Annotated in this window: 22 protein-coding genes; 15 read left to right on the top strand and 7 right to left on the bottom strand. The window is 26.1% G+C overall.

What is annotated here, in order from left to right:
* Positions 1 to 30 precede the first annotated feature (30 nt).
* Positions 31 to 303 (bottom strand): SHOCT domain-containing protein, encoded by a 273-nt coding sequence (locus ACZ5EC_RS07980; RefSeq protein ID WP_464301952.1) that lies wholly within the window; start codon positions 301 to 303, stop codon positions 31 to 33.
* Positions 304 to 533: 230 nt separating this feature from the next.
* Here ACZ5EC_RS07980 and ACZ5EC_RS07975 point away from each other — a divergent pair, with 230 nt between their 5' ends.
* From ACZ5EC_RS07975 to ACZ5EC_RS07950, 6 genes are all read left to right on the top strand, one after another.
* A complete protein-coding gene (locus tag ACZ5EC_RS07975; protein WP_464301951.1) occupies positions 534 to 2,366 on the top strand; it encodes a chloride channel protein in 1,833 nt (610 codons plus the stop codon).
* Between the two features lie 550 nt (positions 2,367 to 2,916).
* Complete coding sequence (locus tag ACZ5EC_RS07970; protein ID WP_464301950.1) at positions 2,917 to 3,924, top strand: arsenic resistance protein; 1,008 nt, start codon at positions 2,917 to 2,919, stop codon at positions 3,922 to 3,924.
* Positions 3,925 to 4,323: 399 nt separating this feature from the next.
* Entirely contained in the window at positions 4,324 to 4,512 is a 189-nt protein-coding gene (locus ACZ5EC_RS07965; RefSeq protein WP_464301949.1) for a hypothetical protein, read from the top strand.
* A gap of 316 nt (positions 4,513 to 4,828) precedes the next feature.
* A complete protein-coding gene (locus ACZ5EC_RS07960) occupies positions 4,829 to 5,545 on the top strand; it encodes an alpha/beta fold hydrolase (RefSeq protein ID WP_464301948.1) in 717 nt (238 codons plus the stop codon).
* A 151-nt stretch (positions 5,546 to 5,696) separates the two neighbouring features.
* On the top strand, positions 5,697 to 8,114 hold the full coding sequence (locus ACZ5EC_RS07955) for a glycoside hydrolase family 38 N-terminal domain-containing protein (RefSeq protein WP_464301947.1): 2,418 nt from the start codon (positions 5,697 to 5,699) through the stop codon (positions 8,112 to 8,114).
* Between the two features lie 133 nt (positions 8,115 to 8,247).
* Positions 8,248 to 9,234, top strand: a complete 987-nt coding sequence (locus ACZ5EC_RS07950; RefSeq protein WP_464301946.1) for a lipocalin-like domain-containing protein — start codon at positions 8,248 to 8,250, stop codon at positions 9,232 to 9,234.
* 117 nt (positions 9,235 to 9,351) lie between these two features.
* On the opposite strand, the gene ACZ5EC_RS07945 is transcribed toward ACZ5EC_RS07950, so the two are convergent.
* A complete protein-coding gene (locus ACZ5EC_RS07945) occupies positions 9,352 to 9,987 on the bottom strand; it encodes a DUF1007 family protein (protein ID WP_464301945.1) in 636 nt (211 codons plus the stop codon).
* Positions 9,988 to 10,145: 158 nt separating this feature from the next.
* Positions 10,146 to 11,048: a nickel/cobalt transporter gene (locus ACZ5EC_RS07940; protein ID WP_464301944.1), complete on the bottom strand. Its 903-nt coding sequence runs from the start codon at positions 11,046 to 11,048 to the stop codon at positions 10,146 to 10,148.
* 391 nt (positions 11,049 to 11,439) lie between these two features.
* On the opposite strand from ACZ5EC_RS07940, the gene ACZ5EC_RS07935 reads away from it, so the two are divergent.
* The 6 genes from ACZ5EC_RS07935 to ACZ5EC_RS07910 are packed head-to-tail and all read left to right on the top strand — an operon-like array spanning position 11,440 to position 17,390.
* On the top strand, positions 11,440 to 12,354 hold the full coding sequence (locus ACZ5EC_RS07935; protein ID WP_464301943.1) for a CDP-alcohol phosphatidyltransferase family protein: 915 nt from the start codon (positions 11,440 to 11,442) through the stop codon (positions 12,352 to 12,354).
* On the top strand, positions 12,351 to 12,953 hold the full coding sequence (locus ACZ5EC_RS07930) for a DedA family protein (protein ID WP_464301942.1): 603 nt from the start codon (positions 12,351 to 12,353) through the stop codon (positions 12,951 to 12,953). The genes ACZ5EC_RS07935 and ACZ5EC_RS07930 overlap by 4 nt, the downstream gene beginning before the upstream one ends.
* A 1-nt stretch (position 12,954) precedes the next feature.
* A complete protein-coding gene (locus tag ACZ5EC_RS07925; protein ID WP_464301941.1) occupies positions 12,955 to 14,832 on the top strand; it encodes an aminotransferase class I/II-fold pyridoxal phosphate-dependent enzyme in 1,878 nt (625 codons plus the stop codon).
* A 46-nt stretch (positions 14,833 to 14,878) separates the two neighbouring features.
* Positions 14,879 to 15,664 (top strand): GTP cyclohydrolase FolE2, encoded by a 786-nt coding sequence (folE2, locus tag ACZ5EC_RS07920; RefSeq protein WP_464301940.1) that lies wholly within the window; start codon positions 14,879 to 14,881, stop codon positions 15,662 to 15,664.
* Positions 15,665 to 15,687: 23 nt separating this feature from the next.
* Positions 15,688 to 16,659 carry an ABC transporter ATP-binding protein gene (locus ACZ5EC_RS07915; RefSeq protein WP_464301939.1) on the top strand — a complete coding sequence of 324 codons (972 nt, stop codon included), beginning with the start codon at positions 15,688 to 15,690 and terminating at the stop codon, positions 16,657 to 16,659.
* Positions 16,656 to 17,390: an ABC transporter permease gene (locus ACZ5EC_RS07910; protein ID WP_464301938.1), complete on the top strand. Its 735-nt coding sequence runs from the start codon at positions 16,656 to 16,658 to the stop codon at positions 17,388 to 17,390. Before ACZ5EC_RS07915 ends, ACZ5EC_RS07910 begins: the two co-directional genes overlap by 4 nt.
* 74 nt (positions 17,391 to 17,464) lie before the next feature.
* Here ACZ5EC_RS07910 and ACZ5EC_RS07905 read toward each other — a convergent pair whose 3' ends face one another.
* The 4 genes from ACZ5EC_RS07905 to ACZ5EC_RS07890 form a co-directional block, all read right to left on the bottom strand.
* Entirely contained in the window at positions 17,465 to 17,869 is a 405-nt protein-coding gene (locus ACZ5EC_RS07905; RefSeq protein WP_464301937.1) for a single-stranded DNA-binding protein, read from the bottom strand.
* 182 nt (positions 17,870 to 18,051) lie between these two features.
* The gene (locus tag ACZ5EC_RS07900; protein ID WP_464301936.1) at positions 18,052 to 19,215 is read right to left on the bottom strand and encodes an iron-containing alcohol dehydrogenase; all 1,164 of its coding nucleotides are present in this window, start codon (positions 19,213 to 19,215) and stop codon (positions 18,052 to 18,054) included.
* A 154-nt stretch (positions 19,216 to 19,369) separates the two neighbouring features.
* Positions 19,370 to 20,656: a tRNA (N(6)-L-threonylcarbamoyladenosine(37)-C(2))-methylthiotransferase MtaB gene (mtaB, locus tag ACZ5EC_RS07895; protein WP_464301935.1), complete on the bottom strand. Its 1,287-nt coding sequence runs from the start codon at positions 20,654 to 20,656 to the stop codon at positions 19,370 to 19,372.
* Positions 20,657 to 20,890: 234 nt separating this feature from the next.
* Positions 20,891 to 21,532: a tetratricopeptide repeat protein gene (locus ACZ5EC_RS07890; RefSeq protein ID WP_464301934.1), complete on the bottom strand. Its 642-nt coding sequence runs from the start codon at positions 21,530 to 21,532 to the stop codon at positions 20,891 to 20,893.
* 436 nt (positions 21,533 to 21,968) lie between these two features.
* On the opposite strand from ACZ5EC_RS07890, the gene ACZ5EC_RS07885 reads away from it, so the two are divergent.
* From ACZ5EC_RS07885 to ACZ5EC_RS07875, 3 genes are all read left to right on the top strand, one after another.
* The gene (locus ACZ5EC_RS07885; RefSeq protein ID WP_464301933.1) at positions 21,969 to 23,045 is read left to right on the top strand and encodes an HDOD domain-containing protein; all 1,077 of its coding nucleotides are present in this window, start codon (positions 21,969 to 21,971) and stop codon (positions 23,043 to 23,045) included.
* Positions 23,046 to 23,056: 11 nt separating this feature from the next.
* Positions 23,057 to 24,730, top strand: coding sequence for an HD domain-containing phosphohydrolase (locus ACZ5EC_RS07880; RefSeq protein ID WP_464301932.1), 1,674 nt, complete (start codon positions 23,057 to 23,059; stop codon positions 24,728 to 24,730).
* 263 nt (positions 24,731 to 24,993) lie between these two features.
* Positions 24,994 to 25,437: a Crp/Fnr family transcriptional regulator gene (locus ACZ5EC_RS07875; RefSeq protein WP_464301931.1), complete on the top strand. Its 444-nt coding sequence runs from the start codon at positions 24,994 to 24,996 to the stop codon at positions 25,435 to 25,437.
* Positions 25,438 to 25,458 lie beyond the last annotated feature (21 nt).

Below are 25,458 nucleotides of genomic sequence, written 5' to 3'. Positions count from 1 at the left end.
TTATTGTTTTACTTAAATACTTTAATTTTACTATTTTTGAAGTGTTTTTAAAATATTCTCATATTCTTCTTTTGATATTTCCCCTTTTGCTAATCTCATTTTTGCAATGGCTATAGGATTATTTAAATTAAAATTGTTATTTAAAGAAAAATCTTTTTTCTTTGTTAATGCTTTTATAAGATAGATTACTCCTATTACCAGAGCAATAAAAATTAAAATCTGTATTGCTAATCCTATATACCCATGCCATGCAAAAATCCCTGTAAAAGGCATATGATAACCATATCCACCAAATCTTCCCATAATTTTACTCCTTTTTTTTATTTTTCTTTTTTATCTATAAATAGATTAGTATTAAGTTATGAAATTTTTGTGAATAAATTTAGAATAAATAAAGTATTTTTTTTTATTTAAATTTTATTATTTTTAATTATACTTAAATTGACTAATTATACACATAATTTTATTAGTTTTTATATAATTAATATTTTTTAAAATTATTTGGTTTTAAAATAAAAAAGTTTTAAAAAAATATGAAAAAACTATATTATAAAATTAGAGATTTTGGTAAAGAAGAGATTGATAATTATTTCTTACTTATTGGATTAGTTATTATTCTTGGTATAATTTCTGGATTTATAGGGGTTTTGTTTAAATATCTGGTAGAATTATCAAAACAGTTTTTTTTTGAAGGTAGTAAAGTTACTTTTAATAAGTTTTATCCATATTATATCCCTTTAATACCTGCAATAGGTGGTATTTTAGCAGGAATTATTATTTTTAAATATTCTCCAGAATCAAGAGCTTCAGGAATTCCTCATGTTATAGCATCTTCAGAGGTTGGAAAAGGAGAAATAAAACCAAGAGTAATCTGGGCAAAAATTGTTGCTACTTCCCTTTCACTTGGTACTGGTAATTCAGCAGGAAAAGAAGGTCCTGTAACACAGGTTGGAGCTGCAATCGGGTCATTTTTAGCAAAAATATTTAATTTAAATGTGTACACTAAAAAATTGTTATTAGCCTGTGGTGCAGCAGGTGCAATATCTGCAACTTTTAATGCACCATTAGGAGGTGTATTATTTGCATTTGAACTAATTTTGAGAGAATTTAAAACTAAATCCTTTATTCCTATAGTGATTACATCTGTTTTATCAACATTTATTTCAAGATATTTAATGATAAAAATGCATTATGAAACAGGTTTTATATTTAATATTCCTGCTTATTCAATAAAATCTCCATATGAATTGTTTTTTTATTTAATACTTGGAATTGTTGCTGGTTTGTTTGCATTACTTTTTATTAATCTATTATTTGATGTAAATAATTTATTTAAAAAATTAAAAGTACAAAATTATATTAAACCAGCTATTGGAGGTCTATTGGTAGGATTTCTTGGCTTAATAATGTTAATAAAATTTAATAAGATTTATATATTTGGCGTTGGTTATGATATTATTGAAGATATCCTTTTAGGGGAAGCAAATTTTATTTTATTGCTTGTTATACTTTTATTTAAATTTCTTGCAACAATTTTTACTGTAGGTTCTGAGAATGCAGGCGGAGTATTTGCACCTTCTTTATATATTGGAGCAATGATTGGAGCTATTATAGGTATTATAGCAAAATATTTTTTTCCAGAAATTACTTCAAATTATACTTCATACGCAATTGTTGGAATGGCTGCTTTTTATGCTGGAGTTAGTAGGGCAACTTTAACTGCAATTTTAATTATATTTGAAATGACTGGAACATATAATATAATTGTTCCTTTAATGTTTGCCTGTGTTATGAGTGATTTTGTGTCTGCTTTATTTTCAAAATATTCAGTATATACGATTATGTTAAAAGAACATGGAGTTTTTGTTAATCAAGATATGGATGTTAATTTTTTAAAACGATTAAGAGTTAAAGATGCAATGACAAAAAATTTTATTAGCATTAACTGGGATGATTCAGGAGAATCTATATTGTTAATTATAAAAAAGAATGGAATAGAATCTTTACCAGTAATGAAAAATAATATTTGTATAGGAATTATTACTTTAACAGGCCTTATTAACAAAGGATTAAATAGCATTACAATATTAAAAGCTATTGATTTGATTGATAAGAAACCTCATTATATAGATTATAACAATTCTCTTGAAAATGCAGTGATAAAGTTTAGAAAAAAAGAAATTGAAGTTTTAATTGCAATAGATAGTTTAAATGATTCTAAAATTAAAGGGTTATTAACAAAAGGTGATATAATTTATGCTTATAGAAAAAAAAGATATTCAGAATTTATTACAGAAAAGAAAGCAAGAAGAAAGTATAATAATATATTAAAAATGAATACATTTTCTAAATTAAAAAAGAAATAAAAAAATAAAAATGTAAAAATAATCTCAAATTAAAATACAAATCATGAGAAAAAACTAAGTAAAGAAAAAATATAATTTTTTTTATCCTTTTTTATTTCATATACTCTTTTTCAAAATATATAATAAACTATTTTCTCTCTATCGTTTTTATCTTATCAGTTAATATTCATGTATATCTAAATGATAATCTAAAAGTTTTCTTACCTGATTCAAAAGAGATTCAAATTAATTAAATTTTTTTCTTTTAAAATTGACAAATGAACAATGGTTCATTATATTTAAAATGAACTATAGTTCATAATTGATTTGAAAATAGTAAGAACATAGGGGAGATTAAATGCTAAGGAGAAATAGAAAGGAGGTGAGATAGCGATGTTTATAGATTTGAGAAATTCTTATTATTCTTTCAGATTAATAATAAATTCAACAGATGCTCAGATTATACCAGAATGGTATTATATACATATCCCTGGAGGATGATTGAACAAGTATATTAAGTTTAACACTGAGATATAATTAACTATATAAAAATAGAAAGGAGTTAATAATTATGAGTAAAATTATAAAGTTTTTACAAAAAAATCTTATACTGGTAGTTTTTGTTTTAATGATTTTTTCAGTAATTTTAGGTAAATATTATCATGACTTTTTTATAAGTTTAAAAAAATTTTTACCTTATGCATTATTTTTAATGCTTTATAAACCAATGACATATCTTAAAATTAATGAAGCTTTTACAAAGAAAACAGATATTAAGAAAAAATATCTTTTCCTTCTAACAATTTTTTACATTATAATTTTCCCTTTGACATCATTTTTGTTAATGAAATTTATATTCTTGGTTTTACCAAAAATTAATACTAATTTAGTTGCTGGTTTAGTAATACTTACCTTATCTCCAGTAGCTACTTCTGCCCCTGCTTTTGTTGGAATGTCTAAAGGAAAAATGCAGTTGACTCTTGTAGGAGTAATTTATACATTCTTCTTATCACTATTTGTTATACCACTTGGTTCAAAGCTAATTCTTGCACATGTTGTTACTGTACCAATAATGACACTATTAAAATCATTAGTAATTTATATAATAATTCCTTTGATAATAGGTCAGCTTACTAAATATATTGTTTTGAAATACAAAGATGAGCAAGCATTAGAAAAGTTGAAGGAGCCTCTTGAGGCACTTGTTCTTACAGGACTTTTTATAATGATAATTATTATTTTTGGAATTAATGGAATGATGATTATTAAAGAACCACAGATTATTTTGTATGGAGCATTAATAATGAATATTTACTTAATACTAAGGTTTGGTTTAGTTTATATTACAGGGAATTTTTTTGAATTTCCTCTGGATCAAAAGATTTCATTAGTCTACTCATCTACTTACAATATGACTATTTCAACTGCTATAGGGATTGCTACATTTGGATCTATGGCTGCAGTTGGTACAGTTATTGGTGGACCTTTTGCAGAGATGATACAAATGATTCTTATTGTAAAGATTTTTGATTACATAAGAAAAAGGCAAAGGACTAACTATGATTATGAAAATTCCTAAAATTGTATTGATTATTTGTGACAGGTCTTATTGCATTCAAAATAGTTAAAAAATTTTCTCCAGAATCATTAAAATTATTGAACCATATTTGAAAAAAAAATAATGTTCAGAGGCAATCTTTTAGTTTTAGAATTTCATTTGTTGTTACACTAAGACCTAATCACTAACTAGAGAATATAACAAGGGTTAACATTAATGGACTCTTGTTATATTCAATGTTAAATTTAAGAACAAAAAAAGCTTAAAAAAAGGTTTACAAATTCCAGTTATTGATTAAATATTTATAAAAATACAATAAAAATAATATGAAAATAGTAAGTATATTGTCTAACAATGGAAAAATTTATATTATAGGTAATGTTTTTTACAATTGAAAATAGTTTTAGAAGGATAGCTATTATGATTCTTATTACAATTGGAGTTATATTAATTGCTATATCATCTTTTATTTCCTGGTTTAAAGCATTAAATGATAAAGATGTTGATAAGCTTGCAATGGTAATGGGATTTTATATTTTTAAGTATCCAAAATTATTAATACTAGCAATTATTGGTCTTATTTTGATATTAATTGGATCTAATCTTTAAATATTTTAAATATGATAAAAAAAAATAAATATAAAAATACTACTTACAACCTGGTATAGCAGGATTCCGTATATTCTACAACCCAAATTATAACCACTTATTCTGGAAAAATTTTATTGTATAAATAGTGATAATGATGTATAATATTACAATGATTTGAAACTGGTTTTAGTGTCAAATTCAGCAATACATTATCTATTGGTGAAAAATCTATAAATCATAAAAAATAGGAGATACTATTATGATATTAAAAACATCTGACGGAATTGAATTATTCTATGAAACCTATGGTGAAAAGGATAATACTCCCATAGTTTTGGTTCATGGACTTGGAGCAGAACATAATATGTGGTTACCACAGATTTCAAAATATCCATCCCAGGGTTTATTTGTAATTACTCCTGATATGCGTGGACATGGAAACTCATCTAAAGTTAAATCTTTCAAAATTAGCGATTGTGCTAAAGACATTAATGAACTTCTTGAACATTTAGAAATTACCAGGGCAAATCTTGTGGGTGTTAGTATGGGAGGACTCATTGTTCAACAATTTGCCTGCGACTTTCCAGAAAAAGTGAGTAAATTGGTTATTGTTGATAGTTTTAGTGTAGCTAATAATTTTATGGAAAAATTTGCAGGATGGTTGCAGTGGTTTACAATAAAAGTAGCTCCTGGACTTCTCAGGAAATCTCTTGGGTTAATGTACAAAGGTCCAGACAAAGCTTTAGCCCTGCAATATTTTCAAGATGCTTATTCCAGGATGGATAAAGAGCAACTTCTCAATTCTAGAGCAGAGATAAATCGTTTTAATATTATTGATCGTCTTGGTGAAATTAAAGTTCCTACACTTATACTTGTTGGTGATGGATTTGGGGAGTTTGCTATAAATATGGCTAAAAGAACTGCTAATGCTATAAAAGGCTCTCAGTTAAAAGTTCTTAAAAGAGGTTGTGACCCTTCTAATTTGGTAGTTCCAGATGTTTTTGATAATGAAGTGCTTGGTTTTATTAAAAATACAAAGGATAGATGTTAATTATTGAAGATGATTAACCATAGGTTAAAAACATGTTTTTTCTTATAACAAATTGGTAATAGTACTACATTGATTTCTATACAAAGTATTGTATGCTTAATATAAAATCGGTAATACAAAATGTTATGATAAAATAGAAGGATTTTTTCCAATGTCAACAGAACAAGAAATCCGTGACCATTTGGGTATTCCCGATGATGCGAAAAGAGTATTAATTTTTGCTGAATCGAGCCATTGGGATCCCAACTGGTTATATACATCAAAAGAATATTTTGATCGTTTTGTGCGCCACAATCTTGACCAGGCTATTGAAGAACTGCAACAAGAGCCAAAGCGTATTTACTCTGTAGAATGCATGTTTTTTTTGCGTATGTACTGGGATAGTTATCCGGAGAAAAGGGATCTAATACGCCAATTGGCTAATGAAGGGAGATTGCGTCTTACCAGCAGCGGTATAACGACTGCTGATACTCTGTTGCCAGGTTCTGAAGCAATTTTGCGTGATTTCCTATTGGGACAGGAATGGTTGCGTACCAATGGAATAGAACAAGAACCAGAATTGGCATATTTTGCCGATAGTTTTGGGGCTACCCCATTTTTGCCTTCTTTGCTTAAAGCAGCAGGATTCAAATATACTGCTATCACTCGTATGGATGGTATGTATTTTCCCGGTTGTGATTTGGAACCACCCTGGAGATTTCCACGTAAGGGTTCAAGTGCTGAACAATTGCTAAAGCAGGAGCGTAGTCTGGATTTTGTCTGGTCTGACTTAAACGGTGCCTCAATGTTATGTCACTGGAATGCATTCACTTATGGGCAAGGAGATATGCTGGCATATTTTGGTATAAGTAGAGTATATCTTGCACGGCTTGCTTTAGCATTGCGTACTGATAGGCATATTGCTCATCGTATTCATCAATATGTTAATAAACTGGCACCACTTAGTCGCACCCCCTACCTATTTTGTCCCATTGGCTTTGATTTTGTGGAACCCATACCCGACCTGATTAATTTACTTAATCGTTACAATCGTAATCATTATCCGTCTACAGGTATTTGGGTTGTAAATGCAGGATTAGATGACTATATGGCTTTGATAGATCATTATAAAAATAAACTTCCAACTCTGGAACTTGACCCCAATCCTTACTGGATGGGATTTTATACTTCTCGACCCATGCTGAAAAAGCGTTGCCGTACTCTTGTAGATGACCTTCTCCTGGCTGAAAAACTTTCTTTTTTATCCCAAAATAAAAATGCTTACATCACAATTGCCAGTGAACTCAAAGATGCATGGTGGACAGCTGCAGTTGCTAATCACCACGATTTTATCACTGGTACATCGCCGGATAGAGTGGTGAAAGCAGAGCAGATTCCATGGTTAGAGCAGGCATCGGCTACAACAAAAGCAGCGATTAATCATCTTTCTACAAAAATTCCTGATGAGAATAAATCTCCAGGGAAATCAATTCATGATGAAATGTGGATAAAAGAAGATGGACATGTACATATTAAAAATGAACATTATGTTCTTGAATTGGCAGAAGAATTTGGTGCATCCATTGTGAATCTAACTTTTCGTGAAGAGCAGGACTCCTTACTCACAGCTCCTTCAAATAACCTGATAAGTTATCGGGATTCAGGTGGATTATGGCGTATGGGCCTTGAATTTGCAGGTGGTGTATGGAAAGAATCTGATTGTGCAAGTAACTATCAAGTTCCTATAAATATATACAATCATAATGATGGTGTGGAGATTGTTAGCCAGATTAAATTACATGAACAAACCTTTATTCGCCACATGTATGTTCGCTATGATTCACCAATAATTTATTTTCGTGTTGAGGGTATGGCTCCTAAAGGGTATTCTGTGACTGTACGTTTCAAAACAAATATTTTAAGTAATAGACTGATTATGGATACCCCTGGTGGAATTGTGAAACGTTCCTGCCATCATCTGTATAACCCAACTTTCTGGCCACTTCACAGGTTTTTATATATTCAGGATGAAACAACAGGAAGAGGATTGACTTTTTTACAGCCATTTCCAGGAGCAGTAGCTTACCATTCAGATGGTATGTTAGAACTTGTTGCCATGCGTAACGCCACCCGGGAGAAAGTTTTTGGTCTAATTGGTATCCCCGGTCAGCCAGCTAGCGGACATGAATGGGAGCCTTATACTTTTGAATATGCTCTGTGGTTTTTCAAAGATGGTGACTGGCAGAGCAATCGCCTGCCATGGTTTGCTGAGCACTTTATTTACCATTCACCCTGGACAGATGCTAGACAGGTAATGCTTCACAAATTGACTGATTCTATTGTTGCAACCGATTCTCCTGCTGTTAAAGTAGTTGCTATAAAGCCTGCTTCTCGAGGAAAGGGAATTATCGTCCGTTTACAGGCTATACCTGTTCCTAAAACTCCTATCTGTTTAACAATATCTTATATGGAGGTCACTAAAGCTTTTTTCTGCGATGCACGTGAGCGTGATATCAAGCCTTTAAAGTTAGAAAACAATAAGATCTATCTAACTATACCTGGCTCAATTGCTACCATTCGATTGAATTGAAAAAATTATATTTATAATATTAGTAAATGGATAAAAAGGTATTAAAATTTGTTTAAAAATAAAAAAATGAATAAAAATTTAAAATAATATTAATGGTATAAACTATATTACAAATAACACAGGAGAATTAATTATGAGTAAATCCTATTTTATTCCTTATCGGGAAGTGGATCATGGAGATTTTGACTCTGAGTGGCAGCCTCATAAAAAGGTTTCTGGTTGGTGGTACATTACTGGCTATCTTAACGATGTTAAATATCCAGAGCGATTATATTCTTATCAATATACATTGCTTCGCGCTCGAATTTATGGCTTTACTGTTACAGTCTTGCAATTAGCTATTACGGATTTTCAGACAGGGGAACATTTTTTCAAACAACGGTTCAGATTACTTAAACATAAACTCTTTGCAGAGTTCCCTCATCTCAATTTTTCCCCTCTGGCTTATCTTCGTAAAGAAAGTGAGGGGATAACTTTAAATGCTCAGGCTGATGAATTTATGCTAAATCTTAATTTAGATTATGGCAAAGGTGCTTTCTGGCATGGTGATAATGGTGTATTGGTTATGGGTGTTTCTGAAGATCCTATCCAGAGGACATTATACTATTCTTATCCCAATATGCCTACACAGGGAGCAATCACACTGCGGGGAAAGAATATAAAAGTTACTGGAAAGTCGTGGTTTGACAGGCAATGGGGGCCTTATCGGATTACAGATCCTGCTACTCATTGGGAATGGTTTTCTTTGCGTTTTTTTGATGATGAAGAAGTTATGCTTTTTGCTTTTCCCCAGCATCCTTATTACGATGGAACTTACATTGACAAGCAAGGAAATCGACATCGGGTACGAAATTACCAGTATAACTATAAAGAACTTGTGGAAGTAGATGGATTTATTTTCTCAAAGGGTTGGAATATCTTTTTAGCAGGTATTAAAGAAGAGCACTATCAGATTCATCCTCTTATGGATGGACAAATGAACCTGGCTTACTTTGAATTGTTGGCTGAGATACTCAATTCGGATAATGAGAGGGTCGGTTATTGTTTTGTCGAACTATTACCAGGTGTGAGAAATGCAAACAAGCGAATAAACCCTATAAATCTGTTGAAAAAGGTATAAAGCATTATGGTAATATGGTTCAGTGCAATTGCATCCTAAAAAGCAAACTGGCATGAAAAATTTGTGGTAGAAAAAGTGGTACAAATCCAACAAACAATAAATTAAAAATAATATATATTAAAAATATAAAGTAACAATTTTGGGGCTAATAGTACCAGTGTATTGTTTTCCAGGACGTCCACCAGAGGTATCCTGGTTATTATATTTAATTTTCATTTTCCCATATTTTAAAGTATAGGTAACAGATTTGTCATAATCCCCTTTAAATCTTACAGGATTTGGATCAACATAATCAAAATCAGCATAAAAAACTTTGTCATAAATAGCTATTTCTATTTTGTTTTTCCCCTTGTTTTTTGGGATGTTTAAAGGCACAAAAAAGTTATAAACTAATCTTCTATCTTTTCTCACATAAGCATAGAAATTTTTAACACTATAAATCATATGAGTCTTTTTGTTGTAAGTTATATAGATAAAATAACCATATTCCTTTAAGGTTAATGCACCCTTACTTATTTTTTCTTCTTCAGATTTTTCAAATTTCCAGTTTTTATTTTTGTCAAAAGCCATAATTGTTTGAGCGGAAAATAATTTGTCAAAAGTCCAGTTAACCCAAACTCCCTTTAAATTATTTTTATCAAACTCAAATGTAAGTATAATGTCTACAAAAGCGTGAGGATGAGCTATTAATGTATGTGTAAACAAAAGAATAATTATTAATATAAATATAAAAAGTAATTTATTATTTTTCATAATATCTCCAGTAATGTTTTCAAATTTATATGTTTAATAGATGATAATTTAATGTTTATTATAAATAAGTTTTTTACATTTATTCTTTTATTAATTTTTAATTTTTTTTAATGACTTATATTAGAAATAAATTATCTTATAAATTATATTTTTATAAATTAAAAATAAGGAATTACCATAATTAAACCAAAAATCAATATTATTAGAATTCCTGTAAATTCAATTCCATTAAATATAATTGATTTTAATTTTGAATTTTCTTCAGTAAGTTTTAAAATTTTAGTTTTTCCAATAATAGCAAATACAGAGAGAATTGAAATTGTAACAGCCATACCAAAAGACATTGCAATTACACTAAAAATTCCAAGATAAAGTTGATTAGCTGCAATAGCAAAAATCAATATAGTCATGGCACCTGGACATGGTACAATTCCAGAGAGTAAAATAAAAGGTAAACTTGATTTTGTTTTGTTTTTTAAAGGTTTTTCATTATCAGAATTTATTTTATTTATTCTAGAATTAAATGTTGAAATAATTTTAAAAATTAATAAGAGTATGCCTAATATTACAATACTAATATAACTAACTTTTTCCATTAAAGATTCAAAAACTATTTTGCTTTCTAGATATTTATTTTGTAAAAAGAAATATAAAGAAAGTATTAATATAATTGCAGAACCAGCATGTATTATTGATAAAAGAAATCCCATCATTATGCCATCAAAAGGTTTTGCTTCATTGGCAAGAAAATATGAAAATAGTACAGTTTTTCTATGACCTGGTCCCATTGCATGAATTACTCCGTATATGAATGCTAAGAATAAAATAAACAAAAATTTTAATAAATCTTTATTATTAAGATTTGAAATATTATCTGCAATTATATTTCTAATCTTTTTTTGTAAAGAAGAAATTTCTCTATAAAATTTTGAGTCTCTGAATAGGGGTTTAACCCTATTAATATTCTTGATGTTTGTGCTACTATCTGGAGATCCATAAAATGGATTATTATTTTCTTGAGATAATAATGGTATTGAAAATAATATAATTAATAAAAACATTAATATTAAATTATTAAACAATTTATTAACTTTAAGATTGGGAAATACATAACTGTAATATTTTTTAATAACGAAGTTCTTATTTAATATTTTTTTTAATATAATCATAATTTAAATAATTTAACTTTTAATAATTTTCCTTTTTGTATATTTATCATATTAAAGAAATTTTAAAATACATATTTTTATTAAAAACTCTGCTTTATTTTAATTTAATTAAAAACCATTGTGATTAAATTATTTTATTTTCAAATTTTTATTATTTAATTAATTTTATTATAGGTAATGGTACTTTTTATTATTAGCAGGGATAAAATAATAAAATTTAGTACTATTTTTTTTAATATATTGTAAATTTTTCTAAATTAAAAAAAGTATGATGGGGATTTAGATGTTTGGAGCATTGATAAAAGAGTATAAAAAATCTCTAAAACCAGCAAATACAGAAGAATTTTTTGATGTTTATTTATATAGACCAATAGCTTTTTTATTAGTAAAATTATTTATGAAAACTGATATTACTCCAAATACAATTACTGTATTTGGAATGATATGGGGAATTTTAGCAGGATATTTTTTATCAAAGGGCGTTTATCCTTTTATCATTTACGGTACTCTTTTTTACCAATTAGGTAATGTTTTTGATTGCGCTGATGGTCAATTGGCAAGATTAAAAAAATCATATTCTATTTTTGGGCGAATTCTTGATGGTTTTGTAGATTATTTTAATGTTACTGCTGTTTATATTGGAACATATATTGGGTTTTTAAAAAGTGGGATATATCTTCATCATGAACATTATGTCTTAATAATTATGGTTTTAGCCTCTATTAGTACGATTATAACTTCTGTTGTTTATGATAAAATAAAAAACAGATATATTGAAATAGTAAAAGATAAAAAAATAATTAATGATATTAATATAAGTGAATATTTGGAATCTGAAAGATCAGGAGTTAAGAAAATTTTGCTTTTACTTTATCAATATTATAATAATTTTCAAAATTTTGTTACCCAGAATTTAAATATAAAAAAGGTAAAAAAAAGATTTCCTTTTATTGAAAATAAAGATCTTTATAAAAAGATGTATGAAGATAAAAATTCTTTTCTTCTTAAAGTATGGGGTATTGTTGGACCTTCTGCACATGCATTTTATTTTTTTATATTTGCAATAAATCGTAATCTTTTGTATTATTTTTTATTTATTTCGACAATCTTAAATATTATTTTTTTAGTGTTAAGTATTATACAAATAACAATAAATCGATCTATAAACATTAGATTGGAAGAAAACAAAGATCTATGATTAACATTTTAAATTCAGTTATTTTCTATGTCAATCAATATTCCTATTTTGCTGTTTTTATTTTTTTATTTTCTTTAGCATTTGCACTTCCTATATCTGAGGAAGTAGCTTTGTTGATTGTAGGATATATAACCAAAAAAGGGATTGTCAAATTCCCTTATTCTTTGATAGTTGCTTTTTTAGGAATTTTAAGTGGTGATCTTTTAATGTTTTATGCAGCTAAATTTTTGGGTGTCTGGATTTTTAAATTAAAAATATTTTCTAAAATATTTAAAAAAGAGAAGATTGATGATGGAATAAACTATATTGCAAAAAATGGTCCTAAAATAATCTTTTTTTCAAGATTTGTTATGGGAGTAAGGGCAACAATGATTTTAGCTGCTGGTTTTTTAAAGATGAAAATAAAAGATTTTATTTTATATGACTTTCTTGCGTCATTGATTTCAATACCAATCCTTGTTTTTTCAGGGTTTTTTCTTGGTAAGCATCTGGATAAAGGGGTATCTATTACACACAAGATTGAAATTCTTTTGTTATTCCTGTTTTTTATTGTTTTGTTAATTCTAGTCATTAAAAAATTATGGAAGAAGAGGGTGTAAAATGCAAGCAATTCTTTTAGCAGCAGGTATGGGAAAAAGATTGGGTAAATATACTAAAAATCAAACAAAATGTATGGTCGAAGTTAATGGAAGAAAAATCATTGAATATACTATTGAATCTTTAATTAATGCTAATATAAAAAGATTAATCGTTGTAATTGGGTATAAGGGAGAAAAATTACAAAAATTTATTTTAAATCATATTAAAGAAAAGAATTATGATATTAATGTAATTTTTGTTGAAAATAAAATTTATGACAAAACAAATAACATCTATTCTTTATGGTTAACAAAGGATTATCTTTTAAAGGATGATACTATTCTTTTAGAAAGTGACATTATTTTTGATAATATGTTAATTAAAAGGTTAGTTGAAGATAAAAGGAAAAATTTATGTGTGGTTTCAAAATTTAATGAAAATATGGATGGAACAGTTGTTTTATTAAAAAATAATAATATTATTGAAAGTTTTATAAATAAACAATTATTTGATTGGAATCAAATTGATAAATATTATAAAACTGTTAATATTTATAAATTTTCAAAACAATTTTTAAAAAGATATTATCTTCCATTTCTTGAAAGTTATATAAAAGTTTTTGGTAATAATATCTATTATGAACAGGTTTTAGAAATATTAACAAACATAAAAAAATTTAATCTACAAGCTTTTATAATTGATAATGATAAATGGTTTGAAATTGATGATTATCAGGATCTTGATATTGCATCTATTTACTTTTCAAATGAAAAAGAAAAACTGGAAAAGCTTGAAAAAAGGTATGGGGGTTACTGGAGATTTAAAGAAATCACTGATTATTGCTATCTTGTTAATCCGTATTTTCCAACAACTAAAATGAGTATAGAGATTGAACATTGTTTTGCTTCCCTTTTAGCAAATTATCCATCAGGCATTGAGATTCAAAACTTATTAGCAGCTAGATTGTTTAATATAGATAAAAATCATATTGTAGTTGGAAATGGTGCATCTGAATTTATAAAGATAATTATGGAAAATATTAATGATATTTATAATGATATTTTTAAAAATGAATTAAATAGAAAAATAAAAATAGGAATAATTTTACCTACATTTAATGAATATGAACAGAGATTGGTAAAATTGAATAATATTGAAATAAAATATTTTAATTCATCTAAAACAGATTTTATTTACAAAAGCAAAGAAGTAATCAAATTTTTAAATGAAATAGATGTTCTCATATTAATTAATCCAGATAACCCTTCAGGAAATTTTATTGAAATTCAAGAATTAAATGAGATTTTAAAATTTAGTCAACAAAAAAACAAAATGTTAATAATTGATGAATCATTTATTGATTTTGCTGATAAGGATAAAAGATATAGCCTTATAAAAGATAATATTATTGAAAAGTATAAAAATATTATTATTGTTAAAAGTATAAGTAAAAGTTATGGTGTTCCAGGCATTAGATTAGGTGTTATAGCCTCTTCAAATAAAAAAATTATTAATTTTATGAAAAAGGAATTACCAATATGGAATATTAATTCTTTTGCAGAAAAGTTTTTGCAAATAATTCCCAAGTATTTAAAAGAATATGTGAATTCTTGCAATCTTATTACTTCTGAAAGAGATAAGTTTTTCAATGAGTTAAAAAAAATAGATTTTTTAAAAGTTTATAAATCTCAGGCAAATTATTTTATTTGTAAATTAAAAAATGATATTGATTCTGAATATTTAGTTAAAACATTTTTAAATAAATATAATATCCTGTTAAAAAATCTTAAAACTAAAAAAGGATTAGAAAATAAGAATTATATAAGAATTGCAATAAGAACCAGAAAAGAAAATAAACATTTAATAGATTGTTTTAAAGATTTTAAAAAGAATTTATAAAATAGAAATTTGTAAAATAGAAGTATAAGAATTTTGGAGAAAATTAATGAAAAATGATCTACCTGATATACAGAATGGATTATCAGAAAAATTGATTCCTATTAATAAGGTAGGGATCAAAGGGATTAAATATCCAATTAAAATTTTAGATAAGATGGAGAAATATCAGCATACTGTTGCCAATATTTCAATGTATGTTGATTTACCTGCTCATTATAAAGGTACACATATGAGCAGGTTTATTGAAATTCTTGCCAAATATCATAAAGAGATTTCAATTAAGCAGATAATTGAAATACTTAAAGAGATGAAAGATAGATTGAATGCAAAAACTTCACACATTGAAATAGAATTCCCATTTTTCAGAGAGAAAAAAGCTCCAGTTTCAGGCCAAGTTGCTTTATTGGATTATACATGTAAAATGGTTGCCAATTATTCTGATCATTTTGATTATTTTATCACTATTAAAGTACCGGTACACACTTTATGTCCATGTTCAAAAGAGATTTCAAGATTTTCAGCTCATAATCAACGTTCATTTGTAACAGTAATTTATAGAGCCAAAAAAGTGGTTTGGATAGAAGATATTATAGATATTGTTGAAAAAAATGCCTCAGCCCAGATTTATTCTTTATTAAAAAGAGAAGATGAAAAATATGTAACAGAGTATGCATATGAACATCCTAAATTTGTTGAAGATATAGTAAGAGATGTTGCTTCAGAATTAGAAAAAATGAATGATATATTTTATTATAAAGTTGAAGCAGAAAATATGGAATCTATACATAACCATAATGCTTATGCATGTATTGAAAAAGTTAAAAATGGATAAAAATAAATTAAAAAGGGAATAAAATGGCAAAGATTATTGAAGCTATAAATCTTAAAAAAAATTATGGCAATTTTACTGCTGTTGATGGTATAAGTTTTTATATTAATAAAGGAGAATTTTTTGGATTTCTAGGTCCAAATGGTGCTGGTAAAACAACAACAATTAATATGCTTATTGGTTTAGCAAAAATTACTGATGGTAAAATATATTACAATGGAGAAGATTTAACAAATAATATTAAAAAAGCACAGCATTGGATAGGTGTTGTTGCAGATGAGAGTAATCTTTATGATGAATTAAGTGGGTATGATAATCTTTGTTTTTGTGGTTCTCTTTATGGTATTGAGAAAAAAATAAGAGAAAAAAGAGCAATTGAATTGCTTGAATCATTTCAATTAACCGAAGCAGCAAATAAAAAATTTAAAACTTATTCAAAAGGGATGAAAAGAAAACTAACAATTGCAGCGGCAATTATACATAGACCTGAAATATTGTTTTTAGATGAACCAACCACGGGTATTGATATTGCAAGTGTAAGGCAAATTCGTAATATAATCAAGGATCTTCATAAAAATGGAACAACTATTTTTTTAACAACTCATTATATTGAGGAAGCTGAAAGACTATGTGAAAGAGTAGCTTTTATAAATAAAGGTAAAATAATTAAAATTGATAGTGTTGCAAATCTTATTGAAGAGATAAAAGAATCTAATGTAATTGAGATCTCATTTGAAGAGAATTCATTTGACAAAAATATATTATTACAAAAATTAAATCTACAATTCAAAAATGTTGAATGTATTTTAAAAAATGAAACAACTGTTAAAGTTGTAAGTAAAGATAAAATTGATATTGTTCCAATTGTTGATTTTATTTCAAAAAAAGGATTTTCAATATTAGAAGCAAAATTAATAAAACCAACATTGGAAGATGCTTTTGTAAAAATTACTGGAATTGAAATAGATAGAATGAAAAAGGAGAAAGAAAAAAAATGAAATCATATATTGCTTTCTGGAATATTCTTAATAAGGATTTGAAAAGTTATTACCTTAAACCACCTAACATTAGTTGGGGTATTATTTTTCCATTGGCATGGATTCTTATGATGTTTCTTAGAGCAAAGAGCACTTTTGATATTATTGAAGTTTTCCCTGGAATAGTTGCCATTTCAGTGCTTTTTGGAACAACATCAATGTTAGCTGTAACTATTACTTTTGAAAGAAAGTCTCGTTCATTTGAAAGACTTTTGCTTGCTCCAATAAATATCGAATTACTTGTTTTAGCAAAAACAACTGGTGCTATATTATTTGGTATTATTAATAGTATGATCCCTATTTTAATATCTGTGTTTTATTTTAAAGCTTCTGTTACAAACTGGTTATTTTTAATTATTTCAGTTATCTTATTGTCAGTAATCTCTACATTTATTGGATTATTTATTTCTGTATCAGCAAAAGAAGTTTTTGAAGCACAGACTTATTCAAATTTTTTTAGATTCCCAATGATCTTCCTTTGTGGATTATTTATTCCTGTTAAAAGTTTACCAATTTTTTTACAACCTTTATCTTATGTTTTACCTATAACTTATGGTGTTGATGTTTTAAAATATTCGATTAATGGAAGCAATGATTTATCTATATTACTTAATTTAATAATATTGATTATTTTTTGTTTGGTTCTTTTTTATTTTAGTATTTTTAATATTAAAAGAAAATGGATACTTTAAAAATTATTTTAATAATAAAGTTTTTTAGACTAAAATATTTTATATAGATATTTATATTGTAAAAAGAAGTCCCATTAAGCTGGGACTTCTTCTGTAATAGATACTACTTCATCATTTTCAATGTCAAATTGAGTACTTTTTTTTCTTTTGTTTTTGTTACCATATCTGTCAATTTTAGTAGCAAGTATATAATGGTAAGCTCTTTTCTCATTTTCAGAATTTGTAAAAGTGTAAAACTTTAACTTCCCATATACAATGATCTGTTCCCCTTTATCCAATTTTGATGCTGTGTTTTCTGCTAAATTGTTCCAGCATTTAACATTGATAAAAGTAGTATCTTTCTGCCACTGATCATCATTTTTAAAAAAAGTGTTTGATGCAATTGGTATGATACAATAAGTTTTTCCATTTCCTGTGTTTCTAATTTCAGGTTTTTTAACAACTCTTCCTTCAATAATAGAAAGATTTAAGTCTGACATATATTCCCCCTTATTTTTTCTATTCATTTATTATAGACAACAAATCATACAAAAAAGTTGCACAATTTTTAAAAATTTTGGGGGAAATTTTCAAATTTATAACTTATTCTTAAAGTTTGAGATATTTTCGTAATATTATGAAAAGGTACATTGTTTTTAAACAAAATATAGTTTAAATTCTTTTACAAACTCATCTTGTAAATATTTCTAATATCATCTTCAAATAAAACTTTAAAAGCTCCTATTGATTTTCTTCTTTTAACAATGTTTGAAACCCATTTTTCTAAATTGGTATCATCGATGTTTACTTCTTTTAATGTTAGAGGTAAATTTAATGATTTAAAAAATTCTTGAGTTTTTTCAATAGCTTTATTAGCAAGGGTTTTATCATCAAGGGAAGGGTCTAAATTCCATACGTTTATTGCAAATTCTCTATATTTCCATGCTGTTTCTTCTGAAAAGCAGTATTTTAACCAATTTGGGAAAAGTATTGCGAGCCCTACACCATGTGTTAAATCATGGTATGCTGAAATTTCATGTTCCATTGCATGAGTTGCCCAATCAGCAATTTTACCAGAAGATAAAATTCCTATTAAAGCTAATGAGGAACTATACATCAATTGTGCTCTTGCCTCATAATTTTCAGGATTTTTGTATGCAATTGGACCAAATTTAATAACAGTTTTCATTATTGATTCAGATATTCTATCTATAACATAAGTATCTTTGGTTGGGGAAAAATATTGTTCAAAAACATGAGCTAAAATATCAGCAGTTCCAGCAGCAGTTTGATATTTATTAACACTAAAAGTATATGTTGGGTCCATTATAGCAAATACAGGTTTTAAAACATCATTGTGAATAGCAAGTTTTTCATTTGTTTCTTCTTTTGTAATAACAGAATTACCATTTGTTTCTGAACCAGTTGCTGCTAAAGTAATGATAGCTCCAATTTTTATTGCATCTTTAACTTTTGATTCATCATGAAAAAGTTCCCAGACATCTCCATCATATTTTACACCAGCAGCAATTGCTTTTGCAGTATCAATTACAGAACCACCACCTGCGGCAATTATAAATTCTATTTTGTTTTTTTTACAAATCTCTATCCCTTCATAAACTTTATCTACTCCAGGATTGGGTTTTACTCCACTAACTTCAAAAATTTTTATATTAGCACCTTTTAAAATATTTATAATTTCATCATAAATCCCATTTTTTCTAATACTTTCTCCACCAGTTACTAATAGGATTTTACTATATTTTGAAATATGTTTTAACATTTTCTTTAAAGAACCTTTACCAAAATGAATATAAGTAGGCATAGTTAAAGAAAAATTTTTCATTTTTAGCCTCCTTCTATATTTATTTTTTAATAGTTTTTATTTATTTTTTTATAATTGTAATTTTTTTTAATGACCTGTGTTTTATTCTTTAATACTTCAATAACTTTTGTTTATAGCACGTATTCTTTTATTAATTTATGAAAGTACTTCGATTTTATATCAGAATTAGATGTTTATTGCTTTTTCCAATTACAACACCTTTATAAATTTCACCATTATTGAAATGTTCCCAACTTTTTTTTGAATAAATTACTGGTAAAGAATAGTATGATTTTCCAAATATTAAATTATTGTAAGATTTTTCAGAAATAAATGTTATTTTTTTCCCTATAAATGAGTTAGAATATTCATTATAATAAACTTCCTCAAGTGTTTTAAGTAATCTCAATCTATCTTTTTTTATCTTATCAGGAATATTATCTTTTAATAAAGAAGCTTCAGTTCCTTCCCTCACAGAATATGGGAAAAGATGCATATGTTGAAATTTTGATTCTTTAACAACTTTTAGAGTTTCTTCAAAATCAATCTGTGATTCCCCGGGAAATCCAACAATTATGTCAGATGAGATAAAAGGGTTTCCCTTTATAGTTTTTAATCTATCTACAGTTTCCATAAATTTATCTATTGAATAAGGTCTTTTCATCTTTTCTAAAATATTTTTAGAACCTGACTGTAGGGCTAGATGAAAATAAGGTTTTATTCTTTGATCTTTGATAATTTTGAAAAATTTGTCATCCAAAAAATTGATTTCTAAAGATGATAATTGTATAAAGAAATTTTTTTTAATTGATAAAAGTTTTTCTAAAAGATCAGAAAATTTGAAACCATTATAATTATAAGAAGCTAAGTTTATTCCAGTTAAAACTATTTCTTTAAATCCTTTATCTAACAATTTGATAAAATGTTCTAATACAATTTCGGGTGATAAAGATATAGATTTACCCCTGGCAATTCTAACTTTACAAAAGGTACAATTCATATCACAACCATCTTGAATCTTGATAAAAGCTCTTGAATGATATAATTTTTCATAAGAAGGTTCAGGGAATTGATTTGAATTTTTTGAATTAGTAATTTGAGAAACTAACTTGAAATTAAATTTATCAATTTCACTTCTTTTATTAATAACTTCTTCAACTATTTCAGGGATATTTCCTTTTTGATTAATAGGAATGATTGGGATTCTTTCAAAATAATCTGGATTAGTTTGTGAAAGACAACCAGTAACTAAAATAGGTTTGTTTTGTTTTTTTATTTTTTTTATGAAATGTAAAGATTTTGAATCAGATCTCGCAGTTACAGTGCATGTATTTATAATTACAAAATCAGCATCATTCTCATTATTTACAGGCAAAAAACCTTTGTTTTTTAATCCGTATGCAATTGACTCTGATTCTGAAATATTTAATCTACAGCCAAAACTCTTTATATAAAATTTCAATTATTTTCCTTTATTTTCAATATTAAAATTGATTTCGATTTTAATTTTATTAATTTATTTATTTGTCCATTAATTTATTTGTTACTCTATTTTTTGCTTTATTGTTTAGTTTATTTATAAATTTATTTATTAAGATTTTTGTTAATTTTATTAATTTAGTAATTTGTTTGTTTATTTGTTAATTGCTTTTTTTGTTTATTAATTAATTTGTTTATTAAGTAAGTGGGTAATTCATTATTGAGAATTTTTCTTGATTTCTGAAATTAAACCTTTTATTAATTGAGAATTGAATTGTTTATCTGCATTTTCTAATATTTCCAATGCTTTAGTTGAATTCCCAATTTTATAATATGAGTATCCTAAATAATAGTAATAATAAGAGGTATCATTTTTAAGATATATAGCTGTTTCAAAAGCTGTTATAGCTTGATAATATTTTCCTAAATAGAAAAGAGATTTTCCATAAAAATAATATGCCCATGGATCCTGAGAATTCATTTTTAAAGCTTTCTCAAAATAAACCAGAGATGATTTATATTGTTTTAACTGGAATAAAGCTCTTCCTTTTAATTTTAAAAATATTACATTATTAGGAGAAATACCTAAAGCTTCATTTGCATATTTTAAACATGTATTGTATTTTCCAAGTCTAAATAAGCTAATAGTTAATACCTCATAAATTTGTAGATTATCTGGATATTCTTTTAAAAGTTGATAAGAAAGCTTTTCTGCTTCTGAATATTTTTTTAAAGAATAAAGATTCATTAAATCAGTTAAAGTTGCACTTTCCTGTGCAACAATTGTAAGTGAATAAGAGGTCAAAAAAGTAACTAAAATAAAAATTAATATTTTTTTTATCAAATATTTATTTTTCATGATTGTTCCTTAAAGTTTTATTAAAATGCTTTATTTAAAATTATAATCATTATCAATTCTTTTTTATACTGTTTTATTTAATTTCTATTTTTTTATTTTTTTTTAATCTGTTTTTATTATAAACTATATTATTTCTATTTATAACTATATATTATCTTTTTAATTATAAAAGAAAAAATAAAAAAAATAATAAAAATTTTTAAAAATTGCTTGAAATTATATTTGTATATAGTAAAATATATATTGCAAGTTATATCTAAAAAAAAATTAACAAGCAACTAAAATATGTCAAACGAATTTTATATAAATATTTACAATAATTTTATAATAAAAGAAAGGCGATAATTGTTATAGAAATAGAATTTTAAAATGTTTCAAAAGTAAAAAATATATTATGAAGAAGTGATAATAAAAAGTATGTTTTAAGGATTTATAAATGATCATAAAATGCAAAGTATGTCAAACTACTTTTAATTTTAATGAAGAAAAGTTTATTGGTAAAAATATTAAATTTAAATGTCCAAGATGTGGTAATTTTATTGAATTAGATTTAAGAAATTATTCAAAAAAAACTACATTTCAACATGAACAATTTAAATCATCACAAAATGTTTCTCAAAATTTAAATAAAAAAGATGATTTGGACTTTGATATTGATTCTGTTATTAAAAAACTTAATGATTTACCGACACTTCCAATAGTAATTCAGCGAATTCTGGAGTTAGTTAACGACCCAAATACTTCTATTAATCAAATGACTAATATTATTACATCCGATCAAAGTTTAACTGCAAAAACATTAAAACTGGTTAATTCTGCTTTTTATGGTTTTGAGAAAAAAATTAAGACTGTAAAACAAGCTATAATAATTATTGGCTTTGATGCTGTAAAAAATCTTGCTTTATCTGCTTCAGTTTTTGATGTTTTTAAATCGGTTAAGCAGAGAAGCAATTTTCAACGAGAAGCTTTCTGGCAGCATTCATTTGGTGTAGCTGTAGCATCAAAAATTATTTCAGAAGATACATTGATTGGAGTTCCAGGAGAGCTTTTTGTTGCAGGGTTACTGCATGATATTGGGAAAATAGTTTTAGATGCTTATTTCCCTAAACAGATGGATTCTATATTATACAATATCTCAAAATCAAGTACAACATTTGTTGAATCAGAAAGAATTTTAGGGAAAATTGATCATACTCAAATTGGATTTAGGCTGGGAAAAAAATGGAAATTGCCTGATGAGTTGATTTATCCAATAAGATTTCATCATGACCCTATTAAAACTGAAAAATTTAGAAATCTTGTATCAGTTGTGCATCTGGCAAATATTGTGGCTAAACTTGCAAATATTGGTTATGATGGTTATAATACAATACCAAAAATATCAAAAACTGCATGGACTACCATAGCAAAACATAAACCAGATATAAGTAAAAGTGATATAAAAAAGTACATTATTATGGTGCAACAACAACTAGAAAACAATGAAATTGCTTCTCTTGCAGTAGAACAATAAATGTTTTAATTATGAATAAAAATACTACTGAAATATTTACATTTTTCAAGAAAGTAAAAGAAAAAAATGGTTTAGTAATTTTACCTCCTGTATATAACAAAAATCCCTTAATAAAAGATCTATTTTATAATCTTCAATTCAATTCCTTTTTTGATAAAAAATCATTTGAAGTTGATTTTCATAAAATTAAGACAGAAAATAATATTGATAATATATTAAATTTTTTAATAAAAAAGTATATCTATTATTTAAAAAAACTTATAAAATCTGATAAATTTACCTTTTATTTAAATGAACCTCCAGAATATTTACATGAACTATTTTTACAGGAAAATATAAATGAAAATATTATTTCTAATATTGAACAAATGCACTCTGAAGGGGTTATTAAATTAATTTCTGAGAATTTTGTATATAAAAAAGTAACTAATGTATATAATGATATAGAACAAATCTTTTTTTTTATAATACCTTTAAAAAAAGATGGTGACTGCATTGGCAATACAATATTTTTAGTTGATTTTAATTTTGATTTTTTTTCTGGATTTGAAACTATTTTAAAAAATTTAAACAATTTTTTTTATCCTTTAATTCTGGAATATATTTTAAAAAGACAAATTGAAAAAAGCAAAGAAAATACAGAACTATTGATTTTTACTGGAAAAAAACTTAATTATAATTCTAATTTTGAAAAAAATTTGAAAATAATACTAAAATTTTCAATTGAAAAAATTGAAGCTGATATTGGGGCAATTGTTTTTGTTAATAGCAGTGGTAAATTGTATTTTAAGATTATAAGTGAAGGTTTTTTTAATAGAATTATTAAAAGGAAGTGGAAAATATCTAAAGATATTTTTTCTGAAAGTATAATAAAAAAAAGGCCATTTTTAATAAAAAATCTATCTATAGATCCAAGGTTTAATAAAACATTTAACATATTTAAAGGTCCCATTGGTTCTTCAATAATTGTTCCATTTTATTCTAAAAGGTTTAAAGGGTGTTTTTCACTTTTTAGGGAAGAAAATAAACCATCTTTTAACAAATACGACTTTAATATTATAAACTCTATTGCTAATGTATTGACAACTAATGTTGATAATTTATTCCTGTATCGTGAAATTTCAAATTCATATCTTCAAACTACTTTATCCTTAGCATCAGCTATTGAAGCAAAAGATAAATATACAAAAGGGCATTCGTTGAGGGTTATGAGGTATTCTATGATGATAGGGAAGGAATTGGGACTTAGTGTTGATGATTTAAAAATAGTAAGATTATCTGCTATATTGCATGATGTAGGAAAAATAGGAATATCTGAATCGATTATAACCAAAAAAGGTCCCTTAAATGAAGAAGAATTTAAAATAATGATGAAACATCCAATCATAGGATATGAAATAATTAAAAATATTGACTATTTAAAAAAAGGTTTGTCCTTTGTTTTGTATCACCATGAAAAAATAGATGGTACAGGATATCCATTTGGATTAAAAGGAGATAAGATCCCTTTGTTTGCAAGGATTGGAGCAGTAGCTGATACTTTTGATGCTATGACTTCAGATAGACCTTATAGAAAAGGTTTAACATTCAATGATGCTATAAAAGAGTTAAGAAAATTTTCAGGTATCCAGTTTGATAAAAAAATTGTTGAATTTTTTATAAAAGCTTTGAAAAAAATTTATTAAATTCAATTAATCAAATTAAAATAGTTCATCGCCAGATTAAATAATTTAAAATAAATATTAATTAAATCAATGTAAAATGCCAATAAATAGAAATAGGTTAAATAATATATTAAATATATTTATGAAAAAATTAAAAAAAATAATTGACTTAACTTGTTTTTTTAGTTAACCTTATAGTGTTAGTAAATAAAATAATTTAACAATGTTATTTGTTAGTATTAACTATTTTAGTCAATTTTTATAAAATAAAATGTGAGGTGTATATGAAGGAAAATATTAAATTATTAAAAAATGTTTCACTTTTTTCAAAGTTAAATGAAAAACATTTAACTACTATTGCAAGATTGTTACAAGAAAGAGAATATAAAAAAGGTGAAGTTATTGTGAAACAAGGGGAAAGAGGTATAGGTTTATTTATTATAAAATCAGGTAAAGTTAAAATAGTAAAAACTTTACAGGGTGGTAAAGATATTGATATTGCTGAACATGGTCCAGGAGAATTTTTTGGAGAATTATCAGTATTAGATGATAAACCAAGAACCGCTTCAGTAATTGCAATTGAAGATACTATAACAATGGCTATGACTCATTGGGAATTTAATGCTGTCCTCAAAGAAAATCCTCAAATTGCTTTAGATATTCTTCCTGTTTTAGTTGAAAGATTTAGAGAAACAAACGAACAACTTTTAGAGTTAAGAATCAAATAATATTTAAATGAAAAATATTAT

This window comes from Exilispira thermophila, from assembly GCF_055389015.1.
Note: the sequence above shows the minus strand (reverse complement) of the source record. Positions and strands in the feature narration are given on the sequence as shown.

Bases quoted from the DNA above. Each gene is read 5' to 3' on its own strand.
- ACZ5EC_RS07915 (WP_464301939.1), top strand. From the start codon at position 15,688: ATGGCAAAGATTATTGAAGCTATAAATCTTAAAAAAAATTATGGCAAT.
- ACZ5EC_RS07925 (WP_464301941.1), top strand. From the start codon at position 12,955: ATGCAAGCAATTCTTTTAGCAGCAGGTATGGGAAAAAGATTGGGTAAA.
- ACZ5EC_RS07945 (WP_464301945.1), bottom strand. From the start codon at position 9,987: ATGAAAAATAATAAATTACTTTTTATATTTATATTAATAATTATTCTT.
- ACZ5EC_RS07940 (WP_464301944.1), bottom strand. From the start codon at position 11,048: ATGTTTTTATTAATTATATTATTTTCAATACCATTATTATCTCAAGAA.
- ACZ5EC_RS07880 (WP_464301932.1), top strand. From the start codon at position 23,057: ATGAATAAAAATACTACTGAAATATTTACATTTTTCAAGAAAGTAAAA.
- ACZ5EC_RS07910 (WP_464301938.1), top strand. From the start codon at position 16,656: ATGAAATCATATATTGCTTTCTGGAATATTCTTAATAAGGATTTGAAA.
- ACZ5EC_RS07950 (WP_464301946.1), top strand. From the start codon at position 8,248: ATGAGTAAATCCTATTTTATTCCTTATCGGGAAGTGGATCATGGAGAT.
- ACZ5EC_RS07975 (WP_464301951.1), top strand. From the start codon at position 534: ATGAAAAAACTATATTATAAAATTAGAGATTTTGGTAAAGAAGAGATT.
- ACZ5EC_RS07970 (WP_464301950.1), top strand. From the start codon at position 2,917: ATGAGTAAAATTATAAAGTTTTTACAAAAAAATCTTATACTGGTAGTT.
- ACZ5EC_RS07930 (WP_464301942.1), top strand. From the start codon at position 12,351: ATGATTAACATTTTAAATTCAGTTATTTTCTATGTCAATCAATATTCC.
- ACZ5EC_RS07875 (WP_464301931.1), top strand. From the start codon at position 24,994: ATGAAGGAAAATATTAAATTATTAAAAAATGTTTCACTTTTTTCAAAG.
- ACZ5EC_RS07885 (WP_464301933.1), top strand. From the start codon at position 21,969: ATGATCATAAAATGCAAAGTATGTCAAACTACTTTTAATTTTAATGAA.
- ACZ5EC_RS07935 (WP_464301943.1), top strand. From the start codon at position 11,440: ATGTTTGGAGCATTGATAAAAGAGTATAAAAAATCTCTAAAACCAGCA.
- ACZ5EC_RS07900 (WP_464301936.1), bottom strand. From the start codon at position 19,215: ATGAAAAATTTTTCTTTAACTATGCCTACTTATATTCATTTTGGTAAA.
- ACZ5EC_RS07955 (WP_464301947.1), top strand. From the start codon at position 5,697: ATGTCAACAGAACAAGAAATCCGTGACCATTTGGGTATTCCCGATGAT.
- ACZ5EC_RS07905 (WP_464301937.1), bottom strand. From the start codon at position 17,869: ATGTCAGACTTAAATCTTTCTATTATTGAAGGAAGAGTTGTTAAAAAA.
- ACZ5EC_RS07980 (WP_464301952.1), bottom strand. From the start codon at position 303: ATGGGAAGATTTGGTGGATATGGTTATCATATGCCTTTTACAGGGATT.
- ACZ5EC_RS07890 (WP_464301934.1), bottom strand. From the start codon at position 21,532: ATGAAAAATAAATATTTGATAAAAAAAATATTAATTTTTATTTTAGTT.
- ACZ5EC_RS07965 (WP_464301949.1), top strand. From the start codon at position 4,324: ATGATTCTTATTACAATTGGAGTTATATTAATTGCTATATCATCTTTT.
- folE2 (WP_464301940.1), top strand. From the start codon at position 14,879: ATGAAAAATGATCTACCTGATATACAGAATGGATTATCAGAAAAATTG.